The 22,015-nt window shown below is 66.6% G+C and carries 19 protein-coding genes; 6 read left to right on the forward strand and 13 right to left on the reverse strand.

What is annotated here, in order from left to right; translation table 11 throughout:
* Positions 1-44: 44 nt before the first annotated feature.
* From ACW4E8_RS18480 to ACW4E8_RS18505, 6 genes are all read right to left on the reverse strand, one after another.
* Complete coding sequence (locus tag ACW4E8_RS18480) at positions 45-2,483, reverse strand: polysaccharide biosynthesis tyrosine autokinase (protein WP_456805841.1); 2,439 nt, start codon at positions 2,481-2,483, stop codon at positions 45-47.
* Between the two features lie 78 nt (positions 2,484-2,561).
* Positions 2,562-3,284 carry a Crp/Fnr family transcriptional regulator gene (locus ACW4E8_RS18485; protein WP_456805842.1) on the reverse strand — a complete coding sequence of 241 codons (723 nt, stop codon included), beginning with the start codon at positions 3,282-3,284 and terminating at the stop codon, positions 2,562-2,564.
* A 508-nt stretch (positions 3,285-3,792) separates the two neighbouring features.
* Complete coding sequence (locus ACW4E8_RS18490) at positions 3,793-4,758, reverse strand: DUF1839 family protein (protein WP_456805843.1); 966 nt, start codon at positions 4,756-4,758, stop codon at positions 3,793-3,795.
* Positions 4,759-5,268: 510 nt separating this feature from the next.
* Positions 5,269-5,583, reverse strand: coding sequence for a hypothetical protein (locus ACW4E8_RS18495; protein ID WP_456805844.1), 315 nt, complete (start codon positions 5,581-5,583; stop codon positions 5,269-5,271).
* A gap of 123 nt (positions 5,584-5,706) precedes the next feature.
* On the reverse strand, positions 5,707-6,165 hold the full coding sequence (locus ACW4E8_RS18500) for a DNA-binding response regulator (protein ID WP_456805845.1): 459 nt from the start codon (positions 6,163-6,165) through the stop codon (positions 5,707-5,709).
* Between the two features lie 285 nt (positions 6,166-6,450).
* Positions 6,451-7,308 (reverse strand): response regulator transcription factor, encoded by an 858-nt coding sequence (locus ACW4E8_RS18505; RefSeq protein WP_456805846.1) that lies wholly within the window; start codon positions 7,306-7,308, stop codon positions 6,451-6,453.
* 498 nt (positions 7,309-7,806) lie between these two features.
* On the opposite strand from ACW4E8_RS18505, the gene ACW4E8_RS18510 reads away from it, so the two are divergent.
* Entirely contained in the window at positions 7,807-9,390 is a 1,584-nt protein-coding gene (locus ACW4E8_RS18510) for a phage integrase family protein (RefSeq protein ID WP_456805847.1), read from the forward strand.
* Between the two features lie 48 nt (positions 9,391-9,438).
* Here the strand turns inward: ACW4E8_RS18510 and ACW4E8_RS18515 are convergent, their stop codons facing one another.
* Positions 9,439-10,452 (reverse strand): ParB/RepB/Spo0J family partition protein, encoded by a 1,014-nt coding sequence (locus ACW4E8_RS18515; RefSeq protein ID WP_456805848.1) that lies wholly within the window; start codon positions 10,450-10,452, stop codon positions 9,439-9,441.
* A 2-nt stretch (positions 10,453-10,454) separates the two neighbouring features.
* Complete coding sequence (locus tag ACW4E8_RS18520) at positions 10,455-11,114, reverse strand: AAA family ATPase (protein ID WP_018309760.1); 660 nt, start codon at positions 11,112-11,114, stop codon at positions 10,455-10,457.
* A gap of 376 nt (positions 11,115-11,490) precedes the next feature.
* Here ACW4E8_RS18520 and ACW4E8_RS18525 point away from each other — a divergent pair, with 376 nt between their 5' ends.
* A complete protein-coding gene (locus ACW4E8_RS18525; RefSeq protein ID WP_006159056.1) occupies positions 11,491-11,694 on the forward strand; it encodes a cold-shock protein in 204 nt (67 codons plus the stop codon).
* Between the two features lie 199 nt (positions 11,695-11,893).
* On the opposite strand, the gene ACW4E8_RS18530 is transcribed toward ACW4E8_RS18525, so the two are convergent.
* Positions 11,894-12,988: a replication protein RepA gene (locus ACW4E8_RS18530; protein WP_456805849.1), complete on the reverse strand. Its 1,095-nt coding sequence runs from the start codon at positions 12,986-12,988 to the stop codon at positions 11,894-11,896.
* A 1,658-nt stretch (positions 12,989-14,646) separates the two neighbouring features.
* A complete protein-coding gene (locus ACW4E8_RS18535) occupies positions 14,647-14,850 on the reverse strand; it encodes a cold-shock protein (RefSeq protein ID WP_022539866.1) in 204 nt (67 codons plus the stop codon).
* Between the two features lie 419 nt (positions 14,851-15,269).
* Here ACW4E8_RS18535 and ACW4E8_RS18540 point away from each other — a divergent pair, with 419 nt between their 5' ends.
* The 3 genes from ACW4E8_RS18540 to ACW4E8_RS18550 all read left to right on the forward strand — a co-directional run bounded on the left by ACW4E8_RS18540 (position 15,270) and on the right by ACW4E8_RS18550 (position 19,314).
* Positions 15,270-16,646 (forward strand): NCS2 family permease, encoded by a 1,377-nt coding sequence (locus ACW4E8_RS18540; RefSeq protein WP_456805850.1) that lies wholly within the window; start codon positions 15,270-15,272, stop codon positions 16,644-16,646.
* Positions 16,647-17,350: 704 nt separating this feature from the next.
* Positions 17,351-17,821 (forward strand): hypothetical protein, encoded by a 471-nt coding sequence (locus tag ACW4E8_RS18545; RefSeq protein WP_456805851.1) that lies wholly within the window; start codon positions 17,351-17,353, stop codon positions 17,819-17,821.
* Between the two features lie 125 nt (positions 17,822-17,946).
* Positions 17,947-19,314, forward strand: a complete 1,368-nt coding sequence (locus tag ACW4E8_RS18550; RefSeq protein ID WP_456805852.1) for a sigma 54-interacting transcriptional regulator — start codon at positions 17,947-17,949, stop codon at positions 19,312-19,314.
* 123 nt (positions 19,315-19,437) lie between these two features.
* Here the strand turns inward: ACW4E8_RS18550 and ACW4E8_RS18555 are convergent, their stop codons facing one another.
* The 3 genes from ACW4E8_RS18555 to ACW4E8_RS18565 form a co-directional block, all read right to left on the reverse strand.
* Positions 19,438-19,827, reverse strand: coding sequence for a hypothetical protein (locus tag ACW4E8_RS18555; protein ID WP_456805853.1), 390 nt, complete (start codon positions 19,825-19,827; stop codon positions 19,438-19,440).
* Between the two features lie 146 nt (positions 19,828-19,973).
* Complete coding sequence (locus tag ACW4E8_RS18560; RefSeq protein ID WP_456805854.1) at positions 19,974-20,198, reverse strand: hypothetical protein; 225 nt, start codon at positions 20,196-20,198, stop codon at positions 19,974-19,976.
* A 415-nt stretch (positions 20,199-20,613) separates the two neighbouring features.
* Entirely contained in the window at positions 20,614-20,808 is a 195-nt protein-coding gene (locus ACW4E8_RS18565) for a hypothetical protein (protein ID WP_235205753.1), read from the reverse strand.
* A 103-nt stretch (positions 20,809-20,911) separates the two neighbouring features.
* Between ACW4E8_RS18565 and ACW4E8_RS18570 the strand changes: the two genes are divergently transcribed.
* Positions 20,912-21,985 (forward strand): YihY/virulence factor BrkB family protein, encoded by a 1,074-nt coding sequence (locus tag ACW4E8_RS18570; protein ID WP_456805855.1) that lies wholly within the window; start codon positions 20,912-20,914, stop codon positions 21,983-21,985.
* Positions 21,986-22,015: the final 30 nt, after the last annotated feature.

Consider the following 22,015-nt stretch of genomic DNA (forward strand, 5'->3'; position numbering starts at 1 on the left):
CCCACACAAATGGCGGTGCGGTTTCTGGCGTGCTTTGGCATGCGTCAGTCTTTCCCTACCCGATCGGCTTGCCCGGCCAATGCGGGAGGCTTCGCTACCGCTCGGGGCAACGGCATCCCCAGATAAGGATTGATGGTATTGAAATCCGCCCGGTTGCTACGCCGTGGCATGACGCCATTGAGGATGCCCCCGGCGAGCCGCGCATTGGCATGCGCCAGCCGCTTGAGCGTTTCATCGACCTGCGCCGTAGCCGTGACATCCGCCCGCACCACCACCAGCGTGGATCCCGCCAGGTTGGCCACCAGCGTGGCATCGGCCACCGCCATCACCGGCGGCGTATCGACCAGCACCAGGTCAAACCGCCCCGCGCACAGCCGCAGCATTTCCGCCAGCGCCGGCAGCATCAGCAACTCGGACGGATTGGCCGGCACCGCGCCGCGGTTGAGCAGGAACAGGCCGTTGACCACGCTCGGCTTGACCGCGTCGGCGATCGCGCTGCGGCCCGCAAGCACTTCTGCCAGCCCGGGCTCGGCAGGCAGGTCGAACCAGTCCGCCACGCGGCCGCGGCGCAGGTCTGCGTCGACAAGCAGCACGCGCTGGCCGGCTTCGGCGAACAGCACCGCCAGGTTGACCGCGGCGAAGGTCTTGCCGGCGGCGGCGGCGGGGCTGGTCACCGCGACCACGCAGTTGGGCGCATCGCGCAACGCGAAATGCAGCGCCGCCCGCAGCGTGCGCAGGCCTTCCACGGCGAGCGAATGCGGGGCGCGCCGCGCCAGCAGGAACTGGTCGTGCAGGCCCTGGCGCATCAGCCGTTCGGCGCGCGCGCGCTCATCTTCGGGGGCGGCGGCCGTGGCGGCGTCGATCACGCTGGTGACAGACTCGGGCCAGCCCAGGCGCACATTGGGCGGCAGCACAAAACCGGAGGCGATGCCCAGGCGGCGCTTGGCGTCGACCAGCCGTTCCAGCTCGGTCTGCTCGTTGCTGAAGGCGATATCGCCCAGCATGGCCATGCCCAGGCGCTCTTCCGCATCGGCGGCGCTGGCTACCGACGGGCGCATGCGCTGGCGCAGGTTGACCGCGGCCACGCCCAGGCACAGGCCGAGCAAGGCGCCGGCGGAGGCGAACGGCCACGCGCCGAGACCGACCGGTGTGACCGGCGCGATTGCGGCATCGACCACGCGCATCTGGCTGGAGCTGTCGGACAGCATCAGCGACAGCTGCTCGACCTTGCTGCGCAAGGACATGTACATGTCTTCGGCCACCTTGACGTCACGCGTGAGCGCCACCGATTCGCGCTCGGAGGCCGACAAGGTCTGCATGCGCGCGTCGATCTCCGCGCGCTCGCGAGTCATCTGCTGGATCTGGCTGTCGAGGGTGCGGACCTCGTTGGCCTCGGGCGTGAAGCGCTGCAGCAGCCGCGTGCGCTCAAGCTTGAGCGCTGCGATCTGGCGCTGGTACTCCATGCTGTTGCTCAGGAACGACTGCGCGTCGCGGCTGGGCTGCAGCGAACCCGTGCGCGCGCGGTAGCGCGTGAGCGCCTCTTCAGCGCGCGTGAGCTCGCTCTGCACGCGCGGCAGCTCGCCCGACAGGAACGCGAGCGTGCCGGCCGCGTCCTGGCGCCGCTTGTCGGTCTGGCCGTCGATATAGGCGCGCGTGACCCCGTTGACGAGTTGGGCGGCAAGCTGGCGGTCCGGGTATTGCCAGCTCACGCGTACGGTGCCGCCCGGCGCGGTCAGGGGGTCGGCCGCGCCGCCCAGGCTCGCCGGGGTTTCGGTGCGTTCGCTTTCCACCGTGAGCCCGCGGCGCACGGACTCGGCGGTGCGGGCCAGGTCGTGCCGCGTGAGCTGGAAGCGCGTACCGGGCGCGGCCTCGATCTTGTCCACGCGCAGCACAATGCCGTTGGCCATCGCGGTCTCGCCGGCCTGCCCTTCGAGCAGCACGGTGTCCTGCTGCATCAGGCGGTAGCGGCCGTCGCGGCGCACCTCGAAGGTGAGTGGCTGGTCTACCAGCGCCTCGGGCACGGTCATGCTGGCGATCACCAGGCGCTCGCCCCCCCAGGCATAGCCCAGGCTGGCGGGCCAGGTGCCGCGCGGCTGGCCGGGTGTGGAAAAGCGCTGGACCAGCGCGCCCACCAGCGGCGCACGCAGCGGCTGCACGGTGATATCGAGCCGCAGCCGTTCCACCACCGGACCGACCACAGCGCGGCTCTTGAGCAGGCCCGCGTCGAAGGCCGCCGGGCCCTGCGTCTGGGTGACGCTGCGCATGCCGCTATCGCGCCCCTCTACCTGCACCAGCGCCTGCGCGCGATACTGCAGCGGCGCGGACAGCGCCACCAGCAAGCCTGCGGCCGCACCGGCCACGCCAGCCGCGGCGATCCAGCCGAGGTGGTCCATCAGCGCGCGCGCCTGCGTGACGCCCGGCTGGGCATCACGGCGCGGGGTGGCGCTCTCTGCCGGGCCACCGGCATATGACAGTCTGCTCACGAGTACAGCTCCTCAAATGGGACCGGCGCGGCGTATACACGCCGCGCTTCGCAGGCCACGCGCGCCGGAGCGTGCCGCTCAGGCGCCGGCCAGCGCGGGCAGCAGGCGGTCATACTCGCGCTTGACAAGCTTGTAGCACTCGCACGAATGCTTCTCCAGCCCGCAGCGGTCGAGCACGGTGATATGACCGCGGCTGTGGTGGATCAGGCCCAGGTCTTCCAGCTTGCCGGCCGCTTCGGTCACGCCTTCGCGGCGCACGCCGAGCATGTTGGCGATGACCTGCTGGGTGATCACCAGTTCGTTGGAGCTGAGCCGGTCGATGGCAAGCAGCAGCCAGCGGCACAGCTGCTTGTTCAGGGAGTGGTGGCGGTTGCAGGCCGCGGTTTGTGCGATCTGCGTGAGCATGGCCTGCACGTACAGCAGCGTCACGCGCTGCAGCGTGGGCAGGCGCGGCAGCTCGCCGCGCAGCAGGCGCGCGGGAATGCGGTAGGCCATTCCGGGGCTGCGCACTTCCACGCGGCTGGGCATGGTGTCGCCGCCGGTGACCACGGGGATGCCGACCAGCCCTTCGTTGCCGACCGCGGCGATCTCGACCGTCGCGCCGTCCTCCAGCAGCGACAGCAGCGACACCACCGCGGTGGTCGGAAAATAGACGTGGACGATGCGCTGGCCGGAATCAGTCAGGAGTTCGCCGGCGCGCAGACGGACCAGCTCGAAGTGCTGCGCCAGCGCCTCCCACTCGCCGCGCGGCAGCGCGCTGAGCAGGTGATTGACATGCAGATCCGATCGATGCGTAATCATTTTCGTACCCCCTGTCCATCCCGTATCCGTGAACAACGCTCTGCCGGCCTGGCTCGGCACCACTGCTGTCCGAGAACCGGCTGGCCACGCCACCGACCCAGGTGCGGCGCTCTTTGCAAGCCAGTGCCTCTATTTAGCGTCATGGCAGCGCGCTCCGACAGTAGGCGAACGGCTGGGAAACGGTCATCCATCGGGAGGTTGGACGGAAAGGCGAGAGTGAAGCGGGCGCTGGCAAACGCGCCATGCGCCGCGGCGGCTGCGATGTCTGCCGCCGCCGCACGAGGCGAGGCAGCACGGCGGCTGGAAGCGGTTCCGGACTAATCAGCCACGGCACGCACGCAAGGCTGGATACATGACATGCCCTCCGCTGTCGGCATGAGATCCGGGCTATCGTGCAAAAGGCGGATGCACCGGGTTGCCCCCGGCGCCGGATCAGAACGGTTCTGTGCCACGCGCCAGAGGCAGCACACAGGCCACGGGTTGCCCGCTGCAGGCACGGTCTGCCGGCTCATGGCGTGAACTCGCCGAAATGCGCGGCCAGCAACGGCACGCTGGCCAGGTATGAGGCTTCGAGCTGGTCCAGGCAGTCTTCGCAACGGTCCGGCTTGCGGCTGATGACCGCGCGCATCAGGCGGAACTGCATCACCATCGCCTCCGAGGCCATGGTGTAGCAGGCTTGCGCCGCCTTCTCAGGCACCTCCTGCCCGTGCAGCACCAGCCAGCGCAGATAGCGCGCCAGCAGCTCGAAATTGGCGCCGAGCTGGCGCAGCACGCCCGACGCGTAGTGGTGAAAGCCCGGTTCGCCGCGCGCCATCAGCCGCTCGAGATGCTGGGGAAACACCGCGCGAAACAGGGTGACGGGGTTCTCGCGCGGACGGTTGCCCAGGTGAAAGCGCAGCAACGCCAGCGAGGCCTCGAGCAGCGTCTCGGCAGCGTGCGGGTGCCCGTTGCGGCGGACCACGTCGGCATGCATGAAGGGCAGCGCCTCGGCACTGCGCACGCCCGGTGCCAGGCGAATGATGGCGGTGTAGTCCTCGCCGGTCGCGGTGTGGTAGCCGTCGGAGTGGTAGTAGCCGACCGCGCCGGCCTCGGGGATCAACACATCGATGGCAATGCAGGTGGGCGTGCAATGGCGCAGGTAGCCGGCGCCGCGGGGTGGCGGCAGCTGGCTGCTGTCCAGCTCCATCACGACGATATGGCCGCGCGAGGTCTGTGCCGCCACGTGCGACTCAAGCGAGTCGTAGAACGCCAGCGCGTGCACGGTGAGGCCGTACAGCCGCTCCAGGTCGGCATCCGGAAAGCGGCACTGCGTGAAGTGGTCGGCCTCGAAGTCCTGCCGCACCGCGCAGGCCAGTGCCGCGACCGGCGGCAGGTCCAGCCCGTGCAGCAGTTCGATCCAAAGGTCGATATGGCAGTTGACGTGCGACCACACCGGATTGCCGCCGCGCAACCCCGGTCCGCCCCGTCCACGCATCCTGGTGTCGCCGTGCACTAGTGACCTCCGCGCCTGCCATGCCGTTTCATGAGCGGATACGGACGGCCCATGCCGGGCCCGCGCGCGTGCCTGACGTGCGATACGGCAGGCCAAGCGCTGACACCAGTCATTTTTCCGTCTCCCCCTGAACCCGAGCCAGATACTTGCTGCCATTGGCCGTAATGGCGATCTTGGCGCGCGCGGTTCAGGCCAGTCTGTTGGACGGCGCACAAACACGCGGACGGTTCAGGGGCACTCAGCCGCAAATATGCGCGCATGGTGCTTCTGGTTGATGGAGGAGGGCGAGCCGATTGGTTATCGTCAAGGAGACGTGTGGGCGGGCAGTATGGCCCGCACGCCTTCAAAGCCCGCATGGTCCCCCGGTCGGCGGGCTTCTTTTTTGCCTCGCCGGCAAGCTGCGCGATCACGAAGGGAATGACAAAGGCACAGTGGCACCCGGCGAGGCCGCCGGGTGCCACTGTGCATGATTCTCGCTGGATGCCTGCAGGTTCAGGCTACGAGTGGCGGCGGCACGCGATGCCGATGCTGAGCAATGATCAGCGCCCTCAGGCTTTCCACACGCAGCCGCGCTTCGCGCTCGCCGGCCGCGCGGGCCGCGTCGGCGGCGGCCAGCTCACAGTCAAACTGACGCCCGTGCAGTTCACCGCGGTAGAGCAGCGGCTCATCGCTGCCTTCGTTGGTACCTGCGTTGCATCCTTCGTCATGGCTGATTGCCAGCCTGATCTCGAAGCAGCACGCCCACTTGCCTCTGCCTTCGCGCACAGCAAAGCCGCGAACGACGAGGAATTCCAGTCCGGCCTCCATATGACCCCCTTACTTCTCCGGGGCGGCCTGCCTGCAAACTGGGCTGGCTTCTGCCTCCGGGCGAATCAAGCATAGGTGATCGGGTGCGATGCGCACTCCTCCGGTGGATGTAGGACTGCTCGCTCAAAGGAGGGAGGCGGTCGTCCCGTTGGCCCCGGTCAGTGACAGCGCCATGCGCGGAAAGCATTGGCCGCCGGCCCAGACCAGCGCGGTGGCTGCGCAGACCAGTTCGAGCGGTGCCGGCAGCGCGAGACACCCGCTGGCACCGAGCAGCGCGGCATGCAGCATCAGCGAGGCATCGAGGCGATCGGACAGCACCAGCCAGCGCCGTGGCGCCAGGCGTGCCTGCAGCTGGTCCAGCAACGTACGCGGGTCGCCCTCGAGCGCGCTGCAATCGATCAGCGCAATATCGGCCGGGTCCGGCGATGGCTCCGATGACGAAGCCTGCGTCGATGCGCACGCTGTTTCATGCAGCCACTGCGGCGTGCGCCATGTGATCGGCTGCGGCACGTCCAGTGCGTTCAGGCGACGCGCCAGGACACGGCACATCATTTCATTGCTGGCGATGAGGTAGGTCGGCATTGACTCAGTCTGGCAGCGTGCCCGGGCCGCAGATGTGCTTGCCGCCCGGTCGGGATCCGGGCCGCGGCGCGGCCCGCCTTGCAGGGCATCAGGGCAGCGCCGGCCGCCGCCGGCAAAAGTGTCTGCAGATGCCTTTCATCACAAGGTAGCAAGCCGCCGCCGCCATTGCCTCATGCTTTTGGCCGAGAGCCGCACGCCAGAAGGATGAGGCGCGGCCGGCCGGTGGCGCCCTGGCGCCACGCGCTCATCCGCGCCTGCCGCCCCTGGAACCCGCGCCGCCACCAGTCACGCAGCCTGGCAGGTGTGGTCAGGCGCCGGCACGCGGGTCACCGGATTGGCGGGCGTGGCGGGCCCGGCCCAGTTGAGCGTGGCACCCTTCTGCAGGGCAACGTAGACGGCTTCGCCCTTGTTGCGCACGTGCAGGCGCTGGTACAGCGTGCAGGCATGCGTCTTCGCGGTGGCCACCGAGATATTCAGCATGCGGCTGACCGTCTTGATGGGATAGCCCCGCGCCAGCAGCGCAAGCACTTCGTACTGGCGCTCGGTGATGTTCAGCAGGTGCGCGCCGGCCGACGGGGTTTCGTGGTACGTCGCGTGCGCCTGGAAATGGCGCTGGGGCGCGGGCACCGCGTGGTCGAGCACGGCCTCGCCGATACCTGCGCGCAGCGCCACAACCCGGGCCTCGCCCTGCCCTGCGCTGCTTGCCACCGGGGCATGGCCGGCTTCGAGTTCCGGTTGCCAGGCGTGGCTGCCCTGGGCACGCGCCGGGAAACACTCGCCGCCGGCCAGCACCAGTCGCACCGCCGCATCGAGCGCATCCGCGCTGCAACTCTTGGCCACGCAACCGCGCACCGGGTCAGGCAAGCCCGCACCCGGCAGCGATGGCGCCGCTTGATCGCTGAGGACTAGCACGCGCTGCGGGCGTAGCCGCTGGCACAGTTCGTCCAGCATGGCCCAGCCGCCGGCGTAGTCGGCAGGCAGACCATAGATCAGCAGGTCGGCATCGTACAGCCACAAATCCGAATCGACTGGGGCGAGGGGATCAATATCGATCAGGTCACCAGGAATATGTGCTTGGGCCAGCAGATGGCGCAGACCCAGGCGCAGGAGGGGGTGAGGCTCGATCAAGAGGATGGTGGCCATGGCCGCTCTCTTATTATTGCGGCAAGTACGGACCCTGCGACAATCCGCGCTTGCTTGTCGGAAATGCTCCGCTATCTTGCGGTTGCAGTTCCATACGATCCGCCATCGCTCCAGACCGCCTTGCAGCCTTCCCGTCTGGCTGCAGGTCCGTCCTTCCCGTGGAGATACCGGATCGCCCCGTTTTGCGTGTTAAGACGCTTATGTGAAACAGTCTTAGATACGACTGAAGTCTGATCTAAGTATTTATAACTCCTGACCTGCAGCATATGAAACGCGTAGGGCGAATGCAAGGTGATGGTGCGCTGCGACGGGTTTTCCCCGAGCACCGCCTGACGCCAGCATACGGATCGCATAAGGCCAGCGGGGATGACTTTTCAGTGAAAACACGCATAAAATTATCGGCATTGCGTTTTGCTATGCATTTCGGGCCGGATGAATTCTCGCTCACTTCAAGTGCCTTATAAATCAAGAAGTTAGCCATTCAGCGCATACGTGCCCATGATTCCTGGAATGATGACGGTCAGCCTCACCCGCAGCGAGTTTGCGGCGGTGCGCGCCTATGTCCAGGGCATGCCGGCGGCCATGGTGGTGCCCCGCTACCTGACAGACGAAACCGATGACGACGAAGCCGGGGCCGAGTCTTCACTGCGCATCCTGCTTGCCCTGCGCGACCGGATGGTCCAGCTCGCGCACCTGCACGGTCGGGCAGACCTGGCCGAACTGCTGCTGGCCGGCCCCGGCCGCTCCAACCGCGGCATGGACCGCCGGGTGGACGCGCTGGCCGAACTGGAGCGGCTGGGTACGGCGGCGCCGCGCCCCCAGCATGGCGTGGAGTTGTGGTTTGCACCAGCCTTGGCGCGGCGCTTGCGCAAGGCTGATATTGTGACTCTTAATACTCTTTTTGGGCTTGCGAACCAGCGCGGCAGCGCCTGGTGGCGGTCCGTCCCGCGCATTGGCGCGCTGGCCGGCGCGGCCGTCAACCGCTGGCTCAGCGAGAACCGTGCTGCCTTCCGGGACCCGGACGGCAAGCCGCTGCTGGGCGCGCATGTCGGCAACCGCACTTTGCTCGAGCAAGGCAGGCTGGGGCCAGAGATGCGCCAGCCGTTGCCGCTGGAACGGATGACCGCGTCGCCCGCGTTGGATCCTGACGCAAGCTGCCCGTACAGCCAGGGCCTCGACGTGGTCCAGGCCTGGCTGCGCGATGCCGCCGGCGACAGCGGCAGCACGTTTTCGGCCTACCGCAAGGAGGCGGAGCGCTTGCTGCTCTGGGCAGCGCTGGAGCGGCGCAAGGGCCTGTCCCGGCTCGATCTGGACGACCGCCGGGCCTACCTGGGCTTCCTGGCGCAGCCCGAACCTGCCAGCCGCTGGTGCGGACCGCGGGCACCGCGCCACCTGGCCGCATGGCGTCCGTTCACCGGCCCGCTCAGTCCGGCAAGCGTGCGGCACAGCATGCGGGTGCTGGCCGCCCTCTTCCGCTGGATGCATGCCAACGGGTACCCCCGCGCAGCGCTCTGGCCGGCGCAGGTCCCGGACGGCACCGAAGCATCGGCGGCAACTGCGGCGGCGCGGCCGGACGCCTCGCCGGTTCCCGGGGCCAGCCTGGCCCCCTTCCTGTCATGGCTGGAACGCCGGGGCGGCGACGGCGATGGCCAGCGCTACCGGACGGCCCATGCGGCAATCCTGCTGTTGCGGGAACACCGGCTCAGCCTGGACCGGCTGACCTCGGTCACGCGGAGTTCACTGGCCCCGATGCAGCAGCCTGCGCGGAGTCCGGAAGACGATATGGGAAATGCTGCGCCAGACAGAACGCCTGGCTTTGGCCTGGCCACGCAGCACGCGCTGGCCCGGCATTGGCGTGACCGCAATCTCCAGTGGGATGGCGCGGGCACCGAAGACGCCTCGCTGATCGGCCCACCCGCCGCGCCGCCGACCCGGCGCGCGCAGCGTAAGCTGGCGGCATTGCCCCAGGCCGGCTACTCGGTGCGCGGCCTGCACGCCCTGCTGTCCAGCATGCTTGAGCGCTACCGCAAGACCTGTGATCCGGAGTTTGGCGCGCGGTCGCCGCGCGACCTGCTGGCCTGAGCACGGCGCCGGCAGTGCTGCCGCAGCGCCATGGCTTGCCTGCTCGGCTCAGAGCAGCGTCTTGTCCAGCCCGAAGCGGGCCTTCAGGGCCTCGACCAGCGCCTCGCGGGCACTGCGGTCGCTCAGCTGCACGTCCAGCATCACGCGTCCCGAGTCCCATTCCTTGATGGTGCCCAGCAACTGGCCGCTGTCGGTCCGGATCTTGTATTGCCGGCTGATTTCCTTGACCTTGCGCGCCTTGCCTTCCTGCGCGTGCTTGCGGATGGCTTCAACCTCGCGGCTCGACAGGCCGTCATTGATGATGCGCGCCGCCAGTTCGCGCGTGCGCTCCTCGCCCGCCAGCTTGCAGTACAGCGTCAGTTCATAGCCCGCGGCGATGCCGATCGCGCTCGGGCGCTCGCGCATCACGCCCAGCACGGACTCGGGCAGGCGCAGCAGCGCCAGCGTCTTGTTCACGGTGCCGGCCGACATGCCGGTCAGCTCGCAGATTTCCTCTTCCTTCTGGACCTTGCCTTCGTCCAGCAGCTGGCGCCAGGCGATCGCATTGTCCAGCGCCGACTGGTCCGAGCGTTGCTCGTTGAGCATGAACGACAGCCGGTAGAAATCCAGGTCGCTCAGGTCGTTTTCGACAAAACATTCCATCTCGAGCTTCCCGGCGGACGCCAGGGCTCGCTTGCGGTAATGACCGTCGATCAGGATGTAATGGCCGGGGCGCGCCGGGTCGGGCGCGGCCAGGCCGGGCGTCTTCTGGCCGTGCGTGGCGATGGATGCCGCCCGCTCCTGCACCACGGCCGGATCGTAGAGGCGCCGCGCGTTGAGGGGATTGTCGTGCAGTTGCGCCAGCGGGATCCTGATCAGCTGCCGGCCCGCGGCGGCTTCGCCAAGACTTTCAGCGCTGAAAACGGGCGTGCCATCGGCTCCCCTGCCCTGCAGCAAGCCGTTCGGATGCTGCGAAATGGCCGCTTCCGCGCGTGCGAAGCGGTCCAGCGTTTCGTTGCGGTTCTTTTCGGCCGCCATGCCGGCCAGCATGCCAGCCTTGAGGCTCTTCAGTTTGGTAGCCATGCCTAGTGCTCAATCAAAGACAGTATTTCGTCGACCATCATGTCGACCTCCTGCACCGCCTCGCGCGCGCCGACAACGCCGTGCACGGTGCAGCCGATCGCCTGGCATTCCCGGAATGCCGAGCGCGACCCAATCATCGAATTCAACAGCGGTACGTCGCCGTCGTCGCCAAGGATTTCAATGGCCTGGCGCGCGATCGAGACGCGGCGCTGGACCATATTGGCCATCACGCGGATCAGCAAGGATTCATTCTGGACCTGGGCGTGTTGCGCCAGCGTCTTGGCCGCTACCGCCGCCCACAGATCCGGCGGCGAAGGCACCACCGGAATAATGGCAAGGTCGGAAATCAGCAGCGCGCTCGAGGGCGCTGCCGAGTGCACCGCCGGCGGGCAATCCACGACGATGTAGTCATAATCCTGGACGAACTTGCGGACCTCGCGGTGCATGGCGCCGCCCGAGGGCGCCAGGCCGATCACGGAAGCCGGGAAAGGCCGCTCGTCGCTGGCCTGCGCCGCCCAGCGGGTGGCGGTGCCTTGCTCGTCCATGTCGACCAGCATCGAGCGCGCGCCGCGCAGGCCCAGCGTGCCAGCAAGGTGCATGCTGACCGTGGTCTTGCCGCAACCGCCTTTCTGGTTAAAGACTGTGATGATTTTGGCTGGCACTGCGACCTCTCTTTCAGCGCTGAAAGCGCGGTTGATTCTTAAGGCGCAACTGTAGCCAAAACCAAGTGATGCTTCAACCGTTTTTCAAACTTACAAAATATATGTTATCGCCGCAGGGGCACAGGCCGCCATTTGGCAGCCGGAAACGGGCCGGACCGTAAAATTGCTTGAAAAGCAGGCCGGAATGTGCCTAAAGTATCTGTAGTGCGCATTACGCCGCACATGACACCGCAATCCAAAGTGGTTATGATGCGCGCTACAGTCGAGTCAAGTCGTGTCAACCTCGTCGGCTTCCGTTCGGTATCTACGAGAACTCAACGTGCTTGAACGGTTGTTTGCGTTGTGTACAAGAACTTGCTTCGAAAAGGAAATTCCTATGGCAACCGGTACGGTCAAGTGGTTCAACGAGACCAAGGGCTTTGGCTTCATTACCCCGGACGACGGCGGTGCAGACCTGTTCGCGCACTTCTCGGAAATCCAGGGCTCGGGCTTCAAGACCCTGAAGGATGGGCAGCGCGTGACGTTTGAAGTCAAGCAAGGCCCGAAGGGCCTGCAGGCTTCGGCGATCAAGCCGGCCTGACCAGCCTCGGCTGACCCCGCCCGCTGCGGATCCGTCCGCGGCGGGCAAACAAAAAAGGCAAGCGTTCAACGCTTGCCTTTTTTGCATTCAGGGGCCGGGCATGGTGTCCGCCTTCCGCTGCGGCACGCCCGGCCCGCTGCTGCCGTCCCGAGAGCGCGTGCAACGGCGTGCGCGGCTTTCCCGGCCGGAAGCCGGGAGATCAGCCCAGCTTGCGCACGCTGGTCCGGGAGGGCTGCAGGATCAGCGCCTTGGACGAATCCGCATCGACCTTGGCACCGGGGTACACCACCAGCACATCCTTCAGGGCCTTGCGGAACAGCGCGCGGAACTTGCGCTCGCTTTCGGTCTCGGTGCCGAACTGCATCTGCAGCGCTTCCCACGGGATTTCCGTGCGGCGCTGGATCGTAAAGAAGCGGTAGGTCAGCCACGAATACACGTCCAGTGCGAACGGCGACTGTTTCAGCGCCTTCAGCGCGCGCATGTCCACCGGCACCGGGCGGTTGACCAGTTCGTTGAAGAACGGCTCGGACAGCACCACGAAGCTCTCGAACATGGACCCCTGGCCGGGCTGCATGGGGTCCCACCAGGTCGACAGCTGGTCGGCCAGCAGGTAGCCCACCCGGTCGATCGACAGCGGCTCGTGGTTCGGGTTCTGGTTCTGGCTCGGCGTTGACTTGTTCTGCACGATGGCGATGGTCGCCGAGAACAGGCGGATCATCTGCTGGCGTACCAGCGTCATGGTGCCGCGCTTGCCGCCGGTGGCCATCGGAATGCCGAGGTTGTACATGAACTCGGACAGCGAATTGCCCAGCGAAATGCGCCGGTCCTCTACCGTGCCGGTGAATTCGCCGCGCTTTTTCTTCGCCATGATCTCCTTGCCGATCCAGGCCAGCATCAGCCGCGGATAGGAGCCATAGGGGTAGCCCAGCGAGACGGTCTCGGACACCAGCTTCTGGCGGCCGTTGGCGGCACGCTCGGAGCGTTGCTGCGTGAAGTAGCCAGGCTGGATCATCAGCGAGATATTGCCGCTGGTGCGGGTCCATACCGGCGGCGCGCCCTTGGGCGCGCGGTAGGGCAGCGTCACCTGGACGCTGGCGCGGCTCAGGAAACCGACTTCCCCGCTGTGCCAGGCGTCTTCACGCTCCATGGCCTGCGCTTCGTCGAACAGACGCTGGAATTTCTCGGACGGAACCAGGTTGTTCTCGTTGCCGGGAACAATGATGCGGGAGGGCTCGGCGTCCAGGTCGAGGATGCGTCGATCCCCCGTGGTGGCCGGGGAGCGTTTGATGGGCATATTGGCGTGCTTCGGATTACCCGCCTTTGTACGCGAAGCCGCAAAGGTTGTCACGCAGAAACAGGTACGCAAAGTCTTTGCCTTGCCCGCCCTGTTTTTTGCCAGCCGGGGATCTCAAGACTGGTCGCATGGTGGCGGACGGTGGGCAACCCGCCAGGGTTGTCCACGGTTCGCCAGCCATCCACTACCAGTAAACGATACCGATACGGGTTAACTACTTGTAAACCGTATACGTGAAGTTCAGCGCCTTGATTCGTAAGGGAAAAACCAACCCCACCGAACCCGATTCTGCGGGCAAACGTACCCGATTCTGCGAAGGGCCGAACCCGTATCTGCGGCAAGCCGAACCTGTATCTGCGGGTGGGGCGAACTGGTTTCTGCGGGGATAACTCGCGGGTTCCACAGCCTTTTCCACAGCGGCCACCCCGCAAACCGTACCCGTTTCTGCGAGCAAGCACCGGGTATACGCGGTTTACGAGCGCTTTGAGGCCTCGTTCCCGCAGAAAGCACCACCAGGCCCGGTTATCCACGCAGAAACTGGTTCACTTGCCGAGCTGCCGGCGGGCGTTTTGCACGCCAGGCGTACCCGATTCTGCGTTCCGAAGCCTGAAACCGTACCTGTTTCTGCGCCGGCCTGAAAAGCCGCTGTCGTGCTGCCGCAGCGTACCTGTTTCTGCGGCGTACCCATTTCTGCGTGCCGTCCCGGGAGCCTAGTACGCCGCGAAGCGTACCTGTTTCTGCGTACTCGCTGCCAGGCTTCTCCGAGTCATGCGTACCCGTTTCTGCGCAGATTTGCGGGTTGCTCTGGCGGAATTTCCACCAAGTTTCCATTCTACATGAGAGCTGTATAAAAAGCTAGCACTTACACTCAACGTATACGTGACAACCTCGCCGCGCTGCATGCCGTACCTGTTTCTGCGCCGACACACCATGGTTGCCGCGGCTCGACTTGGTGGCCATCCACCTCGCATGCCGTCGGCGTACCCGTTTCTGCGTGGCATTGCGTTGTGCACCTGCGCCCGTCGGCGTACCTGTTTCTGCGTGAGGTGCGGGCAGCCTCATGGCTTCAGGTGGCTATTGCGTTGCAACATCCGCCGTACCCGTTTCTGCGTCGTCGGTCCGGTCCGATTTTGTGGATATGTCGGCGGAATGCGGGGCAGACAACCGCTGCCATCGGCCGAATCGAATTTGAAGAAAAATTTAGGGCGTACCCGTTTCTGCGTGCCAGAAGGCGCCTGGAAAGACCACGTCAGCCGCAGGGCGTACCCGATTCTGCGTGCGCGCTGCGCAGCGCGAACCGGCGCGCCAGGCAGACCGTACCCATTTCTGCGGCGCTTACGGACCGTGACGGAACACGTGCGGCGCAGCAGGGCGTACCCGATTCTGCGTGAGGCGAGAGGCAGGGTGGTGAGCAGGATGGCGTGCCGCGCAAGGCCAGGAGTTCTGGCTGTCGGCCGCATGGGCAGGCGGGGGCAAGAGCGGGGCGCCTGGCCGTTTGCATGACCGGGGCAGGCGGGAGCAGGGCGGGGCCGGGATGTGATGAAGGTGGCGCAGGTAGCACCGCCAGTGGCGCGATCTGCGCCTGAAAACAAAAAACCCCGCCATCGGGCGGGGTTCTACGCTGTTCGGCGCGCACGGGGCGCGCCGGCAGTCAATGCTTACAGCGGGGTGATGTTCGCGGCCTGCAGGCCCTTCGGGCCATTCTTGACTTCGAACTGCACGCGCTGGTTTTCCTGCAGCGACTTGAAGCCGTCGGAGCGGATTTCCGAGAAATGGGCGAAGAGGTCGTCACCACCCGCGTCCGGCTTGATGAAGCCGAAGCCCTTGGCGTCGTTGAACCACTTGACGATACCGGTTTGCATGATTTGCTTTCCAGAAAAAGGACAAAAAACATCGCATGACGAAAACGTCATCCGATACGGGGAACTCAAGGAAAGGACACCATGGACAACCGAAGTACCAGACGGTGGCTAACGAATGAACTGTTGCCTCGTCGCTTGAATCTAGGCGGCTTTATACGGGGGATTGCCGCAAGCGTCAAGCTGGGGACGCCCCGGAACGCCCCCGTTGCGGCGCTGGCTTCAGCGGTGTGCGCTGTGGGATCATCACGCCTTTTGCATATCGCTTATTCGCCTGTGCCGTGGCGAAGCGGGGCTGACCTGCACCAGAGTACGCTTGCCGCGCAGCGGGGCGTCGCAGGATGCTTCAGGCCGAAGCCAGCCACCTGCGGCCGCGCCGTTCTTGTCGCCGCGCACACGATAACGATATCAGGAGACCAGTCATGTCGATGCCGGAACCCGCTTCCAAGCCGGGCACGTCAACCGCCAATCCGCCGCACGGCCAGCCCCAGGCCCCGCCTTCGCTGGTCGAGCGCCTGTTCAGGCTGCGCGAACACCAGACCGATGTGCGCACCGAGATCCTCGCCGGCGTCACCACGTTCCTGACGATGGCCTACATCATCTTCGTCAACCCGTCGATCCTGGGCGATGCGGGCATGCCGAAAGACGCGGTGTTCGTCGCCACCTGCCTGGCCGCGGCGATCGGCACGCTGATCATGGGTTTCTACGCGAACTACCCGATCGCGATGGCGCCGGGCATGGGCCTGAACGCGTACTTTGCGTATACGGTGGTGAAGGGCATGGGCTTTGCGTGGGAGGCGGCGCTCGGCGCGGTCTTTATCTCCGGCTGCCTGTTCCTGCTGGTGACGCTGTTCCGCGTGCGCGAGATGATCGTCAACGGCATTCCGCATTCGATCCGGGTGGCGATCACCGCGGGCATCGGCCTGTTCCTGGCGATTGTCGCGCTGAAGAACGCCGGCATCGTCACCGCCAGCCCGGCCACGCTGGTGACCATCGGCGACCTGCACCAGCCTTCGGCGGTGCTGGCGATCATCGGCTTCTTCGTGATCGTGGCACTGGACCACCTGCGGGTGAAGGGCGCGATCCTGATCGGCATCCTGCTCACCACGCTGCTGAGCTTTGCGTTTGCCGGCAATACCTTCCACGGCGTGTTCTCCGCGCCGCCGTCGCTCAGTCCGACGCTGTTCAAGCTCGATATCTCCGCCGCGCTGTCAATCGGCATCATCAACGTGGTGCTGGTGTTCTTCCTGGTGGAACTGTTCGACGCCACCGGCACGCTGATGGGCGTGGCCAACCGCGCGGGCCTGCTCAAGGCCGGGAAAATGGACCGGCTGAACAAGGCGTTGATGTCCGACAGCACCGCTATCATGGCGGGCTCGTTCCTCGGTACGTCTTCCACCACGGCGTATATCGAAAGCGCGTCCGGCGTGCAGGCGGGCGGGCGCACCGGACTGACGGCGGTGACGGTGGCCGTGCTGTTCCTCGCGGCGTTGTTCATCGCGCCGCTGGCCGGCACGGTGCCGGCCTATGCCACCGCGCCGGCGTTGCTGTATGTGTCCTGCCTGATGTTGCGCGAGCTGCTGGAGATCGACTGGAATGACGTCACCGAAGTCGTGCCCGCGGTGATGACCGCGCTTGGCATGCCGTTCACGTACTCGGTCGCCAACGGCGTTGCGTTTGGCTTTATCAGCTACGCGGCGCTCAAGCTGCTGACTGGCCGCGCACGCAGCGTGCCCGTGATGGTGTGGATCATCGCGGCGGTGTTCATCTTCAAGTTCTACTACCTGCCGGGGCATTGAGCGCGCCAGCCGGCATGGGATGAAGGAAGGGCGGCCAGGGCCGCCCTTTTTCCATGGTGCGCTGCTGTCATGATATTGCCATCGTGATGCCGGGCGGTGCCGTAGCGCCGTCCGGCATCCGTACCCGTTTCTGCGTACCGCGCAAGCGGACCCACAGGCCGGGCGTACCTGTTTCTGCGTGACAGTCCGCTACGCCCTCGCGGCATGCGGCACGGCTTGCCATGCCCGCGGCGACGGTGCTGTCATCACCCGTTCGGGGGTGTGAAAGCGTACCCGTTTCTGCGTAGCATGTATGCAGACACTGGCCGCTGGGAATGTGCCCGAAGGGGTATGGTCGCAGGCCGGCGGCCAGTGTGCGCGTGGCCTCATACCAAAGTATGAGATTGGCTGTAAGTCATCCACTCGGGGCTGGACAAAGTGCCCTAAATGCACTGAACTATAGACGTGGCAAAGAGGGGCGCGGCAAGGCGCCCCTTCTTGACTCCGGTGCATGCGGCAGGATGCCGGAGCCAACCGAGAGCGCTTGAGCGCCGTTCGCCAGTCGGGGGACATTTCGGACCAGACCGTCAACAAGGCGGCATAGCCACCATCCGGGAGCGTGCGGGAAACACGCGCGCCACGCAGACAAAAAAACTAGTTCAAAGACTGACAAGTGGTAACCGCAGACGTGTAGTGCCGGGGGATGTTGTTCAACGGGGATTATCATGACCGCAGGAGAGATCCGGCGACCCGCCATCGGGCCTGTCAGGGAGACTAATAACCGCTCCATCCGATCCATCCATCATGCCTGGGCTGCCGTGGGGGAAGCCGCAGGCGAAGTACCCAGCAAGCGGACAGTCCAAGAGGGCGCGACGGCCGACGTGGCCGCGCTGCTTGCCGAAGACAGCGAACTCAGCGACAGCGCACGCGCGGCCGTGGCCAACCTGCTGCGCCGCCATCGCCTGCTCGAGGGCGAACTGACACGCCAGCGCACGCTGCTGCAGGAATGGATCCTGAGCCAGCTGACCTACAAGACGCTCTACTACCAATACTCCGGCCAGTCCCAGCAGGCGCCGCGCCTGGAGTTGATGCATGAAAAGGAGACTGTGCGGCGGCGTATCCGCGATCAGCTCCAGGCGGGTGCGGACTATCTTGCCGCGCCCGATGAGCAACTCCGCAGTCTGTCCAGCTCGTGATACCGACGTCGCGCGCGGGTGCGTGCCCGCAGCCAGTTCAGCCCCACCGTCCGCCGCGGCCGCAGGCCGCGACGGCGGACACGGGTGCCGGAACCAAAAACAAGCCTAACGTCCGGGAGATCGTGATGGACCGACTGTGCAAGGCGTCACGCACTGCACAGATCGTGGTCGTGTCGCGTCATGAAGATTTTGGTTTTGACCCGTCTGGTACGGCCACGGGATGGGAAATCCGCCGGGTCCAGCAGATTCGCGACCTCGAACGCGTGGTGCGGGCCTGCCCGCCCATGGCAGGCGTGATCGACCTGCAGTCCGACTACAGCGATGCCGAGTTCGCGCAGCTCGAACAGGCACTGCAGTACCTGCACATTACATGGGTGGCCATCACCTCCGATGAAATGCTGGCGCAGGAGCGCGTGCGCCGGCTGATCCGCGACTACTGCGTTGACTACGTGCGCATGCCGTTCTCGATGCCGGAGCTGCTCTACACGCTCAAGCATGCGCAGGGCATGGCGTCGCTGCACGGCGTGCGCCCGCAGGAGACCGCCTCGCGCGGCACCATGATCGGCGAGTGCGCGGCCATGCGGGCGATGTTCCGCTCGCTGGCCAAGGTGGCGCACAACGAGGCACCGGTGTTCATTTCCGGCGAGTCCGGCACCGGCAAGGAACTCGCTGCACAGGCGATCCACGATGCCTCGAGCCGGCGCAAGGGACCGTTCATCGCCATCAACTGCGGTGCGATTCCCTCGCACCTGGTGCAGTCCGAGCTGTTCGGGTATGAGAAGGGCGCGTTCACCGGCGCCAACCAGCGCAAGATCGGCTGGATCGAGCAGGCGCAGGGCGGCACGCTGTTCCTGGACGAGATCGGCGACCTGCCGCTGGAAAGCCAGGTGGCGCTGCTGCGTTTCCTGCAGCAGGGCATGATCACCCGCCTGGGCGGACACCAGTCGATCCCGCTGAACCTGCGCATCATCTCGGCCACGCACGTGGACCTGGTGGCGGCACAGGCCGACGGGCGCTTCCGTTCCGACCTGTTCCACCGGCTGTGCGTGCTGACGCTGACCATCCCGGCGCTGCGCGAGCGCGGCGAGGACATCCTGCAGCTGGCCAACGCGGTGCTGACCGAGCACGGGCACGAGGCGCACCGGCGCATTCGTGGTTTCTCGGCCTGCGCAACGCAGGCAATGATGCAGTACGCGTGGCCGGGCAACGTGCGCGAACTGATCAACCGCGTGCGCCGCGCCATCGTGATGACCGACAACCGCAAGATCACCGCCGAAGACCTGCAGCTGCATGGCGGGGCGGAGCTGCCGCGCAAGACCCTCGACGCGATCCGCGAAGAGGCCGAGCGCGAGGCCATCCGCACCGTGATGGCCAGCCACGGCTTTCACGTGGTGCCGGCCGCGCGCGAACTCAATGTGTCGCGCGTGACGCTGTACCGGCTCATGCACAAGCACAACATCCGCGTGGAGAGCCAGGCGACGGCAGGCGAGTAAACGGTTGGCGGGCCTCAGCCGGCGCAGGTTGCCGGAGGCCGGGCGCAATCCCAGGCGCCGCAGGAAAGGGGAACAGGCGACGTCCGCTCGCCGGTTCCGCCTTTCCTCGTGCCCGTCGGCACGTCAGCGCACCACCGCAAGGGGCTGCCTGGCCCCGGACCCGCCGCTGGCCGCATCCATCGGCTCGGCGGCAAGGTTCATGCTGAGCTTGCCGCGCGGAAGGCGCGGCGGCCCGTTCTCGTCATGCTGGCGCCACGGCACGATCGCGCCGCGCTCCGGCTTGTCGCGCGCTTGCCGCCCTGGCGTTGGCATGGCGGCACCGGACGGTGTGTCCGGGGATAGCTGCAGTTCCCCCCAGGCCCAGCCAAAGCCGCGCACGTAGACATCATTGCTGACCGCTGCGTGGCTGTTGGCGCTGGCCGCTTCGGGGCGGTCGAACCAGGCGTAGCTTGCCGCCGTGGCGCTGGTTGAGAACACCGCCAGCACCGTGGCGGCAAGCATTCCGGCTGTCATGGTTGGTGCCTCCCTGTGGAAAAAACGGTGCCCGCCGGGGGACGGAGCACCAAATCCGCGCGGACACGCTGGCTCGCGTGCCCGCCATCATTCTGTTTGCGGCGCCAGCCTGCCGCGAATTCCTGCGTCGCCGATGCTGCCTGCGGTCACGCGCGCCGCTTGCCCGCATGGCGCCGGAAGGCAGCCCTGGCAACCCCCTGCCTTGCCGTCGCTGCGCAGCCGGCGCCTTGTGCGGCTGGCGTGACGGGCGGCGTGCGCGCACGCGGATGGGGCAACAGGGGCGACGACAACAGGTCCACCACCGACGGCGGCGGACCCGCGAGCCGGTAAGAGCGCCGGCGCGCCGTCATGCGTGATGGCGGATGACGCATGGCTGGGCTTTCTCCTGCATGCAATGGCTGGTTCAATGGACACGGGCGCATGCGCCCCTGTCCAGGCTGAGCGACAAGTGTGCCAAGGGCCGCAAAGGCTTATGCCACGCGGGTTTGCGGCGGGCGGGGCAAGCGCGGGCAGGCTCCGGGGCGCAGTGGCAGACCAATCGGTTTCGCCGCTGCAACGCGCCATGCGCGCGGCGGCGCGCGTGATGGCCGCGCTGGTGCGGCGCAGGGTGCCCGTTGCGTACGCGGGGTGCGGGATAACGCGCTGCGCCACGCCCGCAGGCGCGGTCTTGCAACGCGTTGCACGCCTGAAACCGGCGTTGCAGCGGACGCGGCCCGGCAACACCTGCGCCGGCAGCCGATTGGTCACGCAGAAACGGGTACGGCCCGGTCAGTGCCTTCAGCGCCGTCAGCGTGGCTGCCCCGATGCCGGCGCGCCTGGTGTGTCGGCGGGATTGAGCGTGGCGGGCGCGCCCGGGGTGGCGCTGGCCGCCGTGCCGGAAATGGGCTTGGGGCCCGGCTGGCTGCGTTCGCAGCCGGCGCAGCCCAGCATCCCGATGATCAGTAGCACGGCCGCTGGGCGCGTGCGGAGGTTGCAGGTCACGGTGCCTCCTTGCGCCGGCGCGCGGGCACGGGTTGCGCCGGCAGGTGTGCCTCGTCCTACTGTAGCAGGTTGCCCCCCGTGCGCCGGCTTGGGGCAGCGCGCAATGCGCAGTATGATGAACGCACGGGTCTTCGCCGCACAGACCGCGACGCGAAGGCATGCGCAACGCACACGCGATCCGCCTGGCGCATCGCGCCAGCACCAGGCCGTGACCGACAACACCGAACACCCATCCACTTCTGCCGGCAGCGCGGCGCCACAGCCCCGCCGGCACCGCCCGCACTGGTTGCCGGACCGCCATACCGGCACGCGCACCCTGCGCGTGGTCGCCGCCGCCATCAACTCCTGGTTCGCGCATCGGGCGGCCAGCAAGGGGGCGGCGCTCTCCTTCTACATGCTGTTCTCGCTGGCGCCCATCCTGGTGCTGGTGATCTCGATCGCCGGCCTGTTTTTCGGCGCCGAGGCGGCGCGCGGCGAGATTTTCTCGCAGCTTGAAGGCCTGGTGGGCGAGCAGGGCGCCGCGGCCATCCAGCAAATCCTGGCGGCCACGCACCGCGCCGGCGGCAGCGGCATGGCGGCGCTGATTGCGACGGGCATCCTGTTCGTGGGCGCCACCAGCGCCTTTGCCGAGCTCAAGAGCAGCCTGGACGACATCTGGCATGTGCCGGTGCCCGCGACCGCGGGCTGGCAGCAACTGCTGCGCACGCGCCTGCTGTCGTTCAGCCTGGTGCTGGTGCTGGCCTTCATGCTGCTGGTGTCGCTGATCGTCAATGCGGCGCTGGCCGTGGTGGAGCGCCTCTGGGGCCAGTTGTGGACGCAGTCGTGGTTCGCGCCGGTCGCCGATGTGATTTCCACCGCCTTTTCCTTTGCCGTGGTGACGGCGCTGTTCGCGGTGATCTTCAAGATGCTGCCCAACGCGCGCATTGCCTGGCGCGACGTCACCATGGGCGCGGTCATCACCGCGTTGCTGTTCTCGATCGGCAAGCGGCTGATCGGCCTGTACCTGGGCAACAGCGCCGTGGCCTCGTCGTACGGGGCCGCGGGCTCGGTGGTGGCGCTGATGCTATGGGTGTATTACTCGGCACAGATCTTCTTTTTCGGCGCGGAACTGACGCGCCAGTACGCGCTGCAGTTCGGCAGCCTGCGCGGCAAGCCGGCGGAGAAGCTGGCGGAATAACTTGCCGATCCGGGGCGCCACAAACCCGGA

It is taken from the genome of Cupriavidus sp. CP313, from assembly GCF_054072015.1.

Bases quoted from the DNA above. Each gene is read 5' to 3' on its own strand.
- ACW4E8_RS18505 (WP_456805846.1), bottom strand. From the start codon at position 7,308: ATGGCCACCATCCTCTTGATCGAGCCTCACCCCCTCCTGCGCCTGGGT.
- ACW4E8_RS18535 (WP_022539866.1), bottom strand. From the start codon at position 14,850: ATGCAAACCGGTATCGTCAAGTGGTTCAACGACGCCAAGGGCTTCGGC.
- ACW4E8_RS18525 (WP_006159056.1), top strand. From the start codon at position 11,491: ATGGCAACCGGTACGGTCAAGTGGTTCAACGAGACCAAGGGCTTTGGC.
- ACW4E8_RS18495 (WP_456805844.1), bottom strand. From the start codon at position 5,583: ATGGAGGCCGGACTGGAATTCCTCGTCGTTCGCGGCTTTGCTGTGCGC.
- ACW4E8_RS18510 (WP_456805847.1), top strand. From the start codon at position 7,807: ATGATTCCTGGAATGATGACGGTCAGCCTCACCCGCAGCGAGTTTGCG.
- ACW4E8_RS18550 (WP_456805852.1), top strand. From the start codon at position 17,947: ATGGACCGACTGTGCAAGGCGTCACGCACTGCACAGATCGTGGTCGTG.
- ACW4E8_RS18560 (WP_456805854.1), bottom strand. From the start codon at position 20,198: ATGCGTCATCCGCCATCACGCATGACGGCGCGCCGGCGCTCTTACCGG.
- ACW4E8_RS18555 (WP_456805853.1), bottom strand. From the start codon at position 19,827: ATGACAGCCGGAATGCTTGCCGCCACGGTGCTGGCGGTGTTCTCAACC.
- ACW4E8_RS18515 (WP_456805848.1), bottom strand. From the start codon at position 10,452: ATGGCTACCAAACTGAAGAGCCTCAAGGCTGGCATGCTGGCCGGCATG.
- ACW4E8_RS18530 (WP_456805849.1), bottom strand. From the start codon at position 12,988: ATGCCCATCAAACGCTCCCCGGCCACCACGGGGGATCGACGCATCCTC.
- ACW4E8_RS18485 (WP_456805842.1), bottom strand. From the start codon at position 3,284: ATGATTACGCATCGATCGGATCTGCATGTCAATCACCTGCTCAGCGCG.
- ACW4E8_RS18500 (WP_456805845.1), bottom strand. From the start codon at position 6,165: ATGCCGACCTACCTCATCGCCAGCAATGAAATGATGTGCCGTGTCCTG.
- ACW4E8_RS18570 (WP_456805855.1), top strand. From the start codon at position 20,912: ATGCGCAGTATGATGAACGCACGGGTCTTCGCCGCACAGACCGCGACG.
- ACW4E8_RS18490 (WP_456805843.1), bottom strand. From the start codon at position 4,758: ATGCGTGGACGGGGCGGACCGGGGTTGCGCGGCGGCAATCCGGTGTGG.
- ACW4E8_RS18545 (WP_456805851.1), top strand. From the start codon at position 17,351: ATGACCGCAGGAGAGATCCGGCGACCCGCCATCGGGCCTGTCAGGGAG.
- ACW4E8_RS18540 (WP_456805850.1), top strand. From the start codon at position 15,270: ATGTCGATGCCGGAACCCGCTTCCAAGCCGGGCACGTCAACCGCCAAT.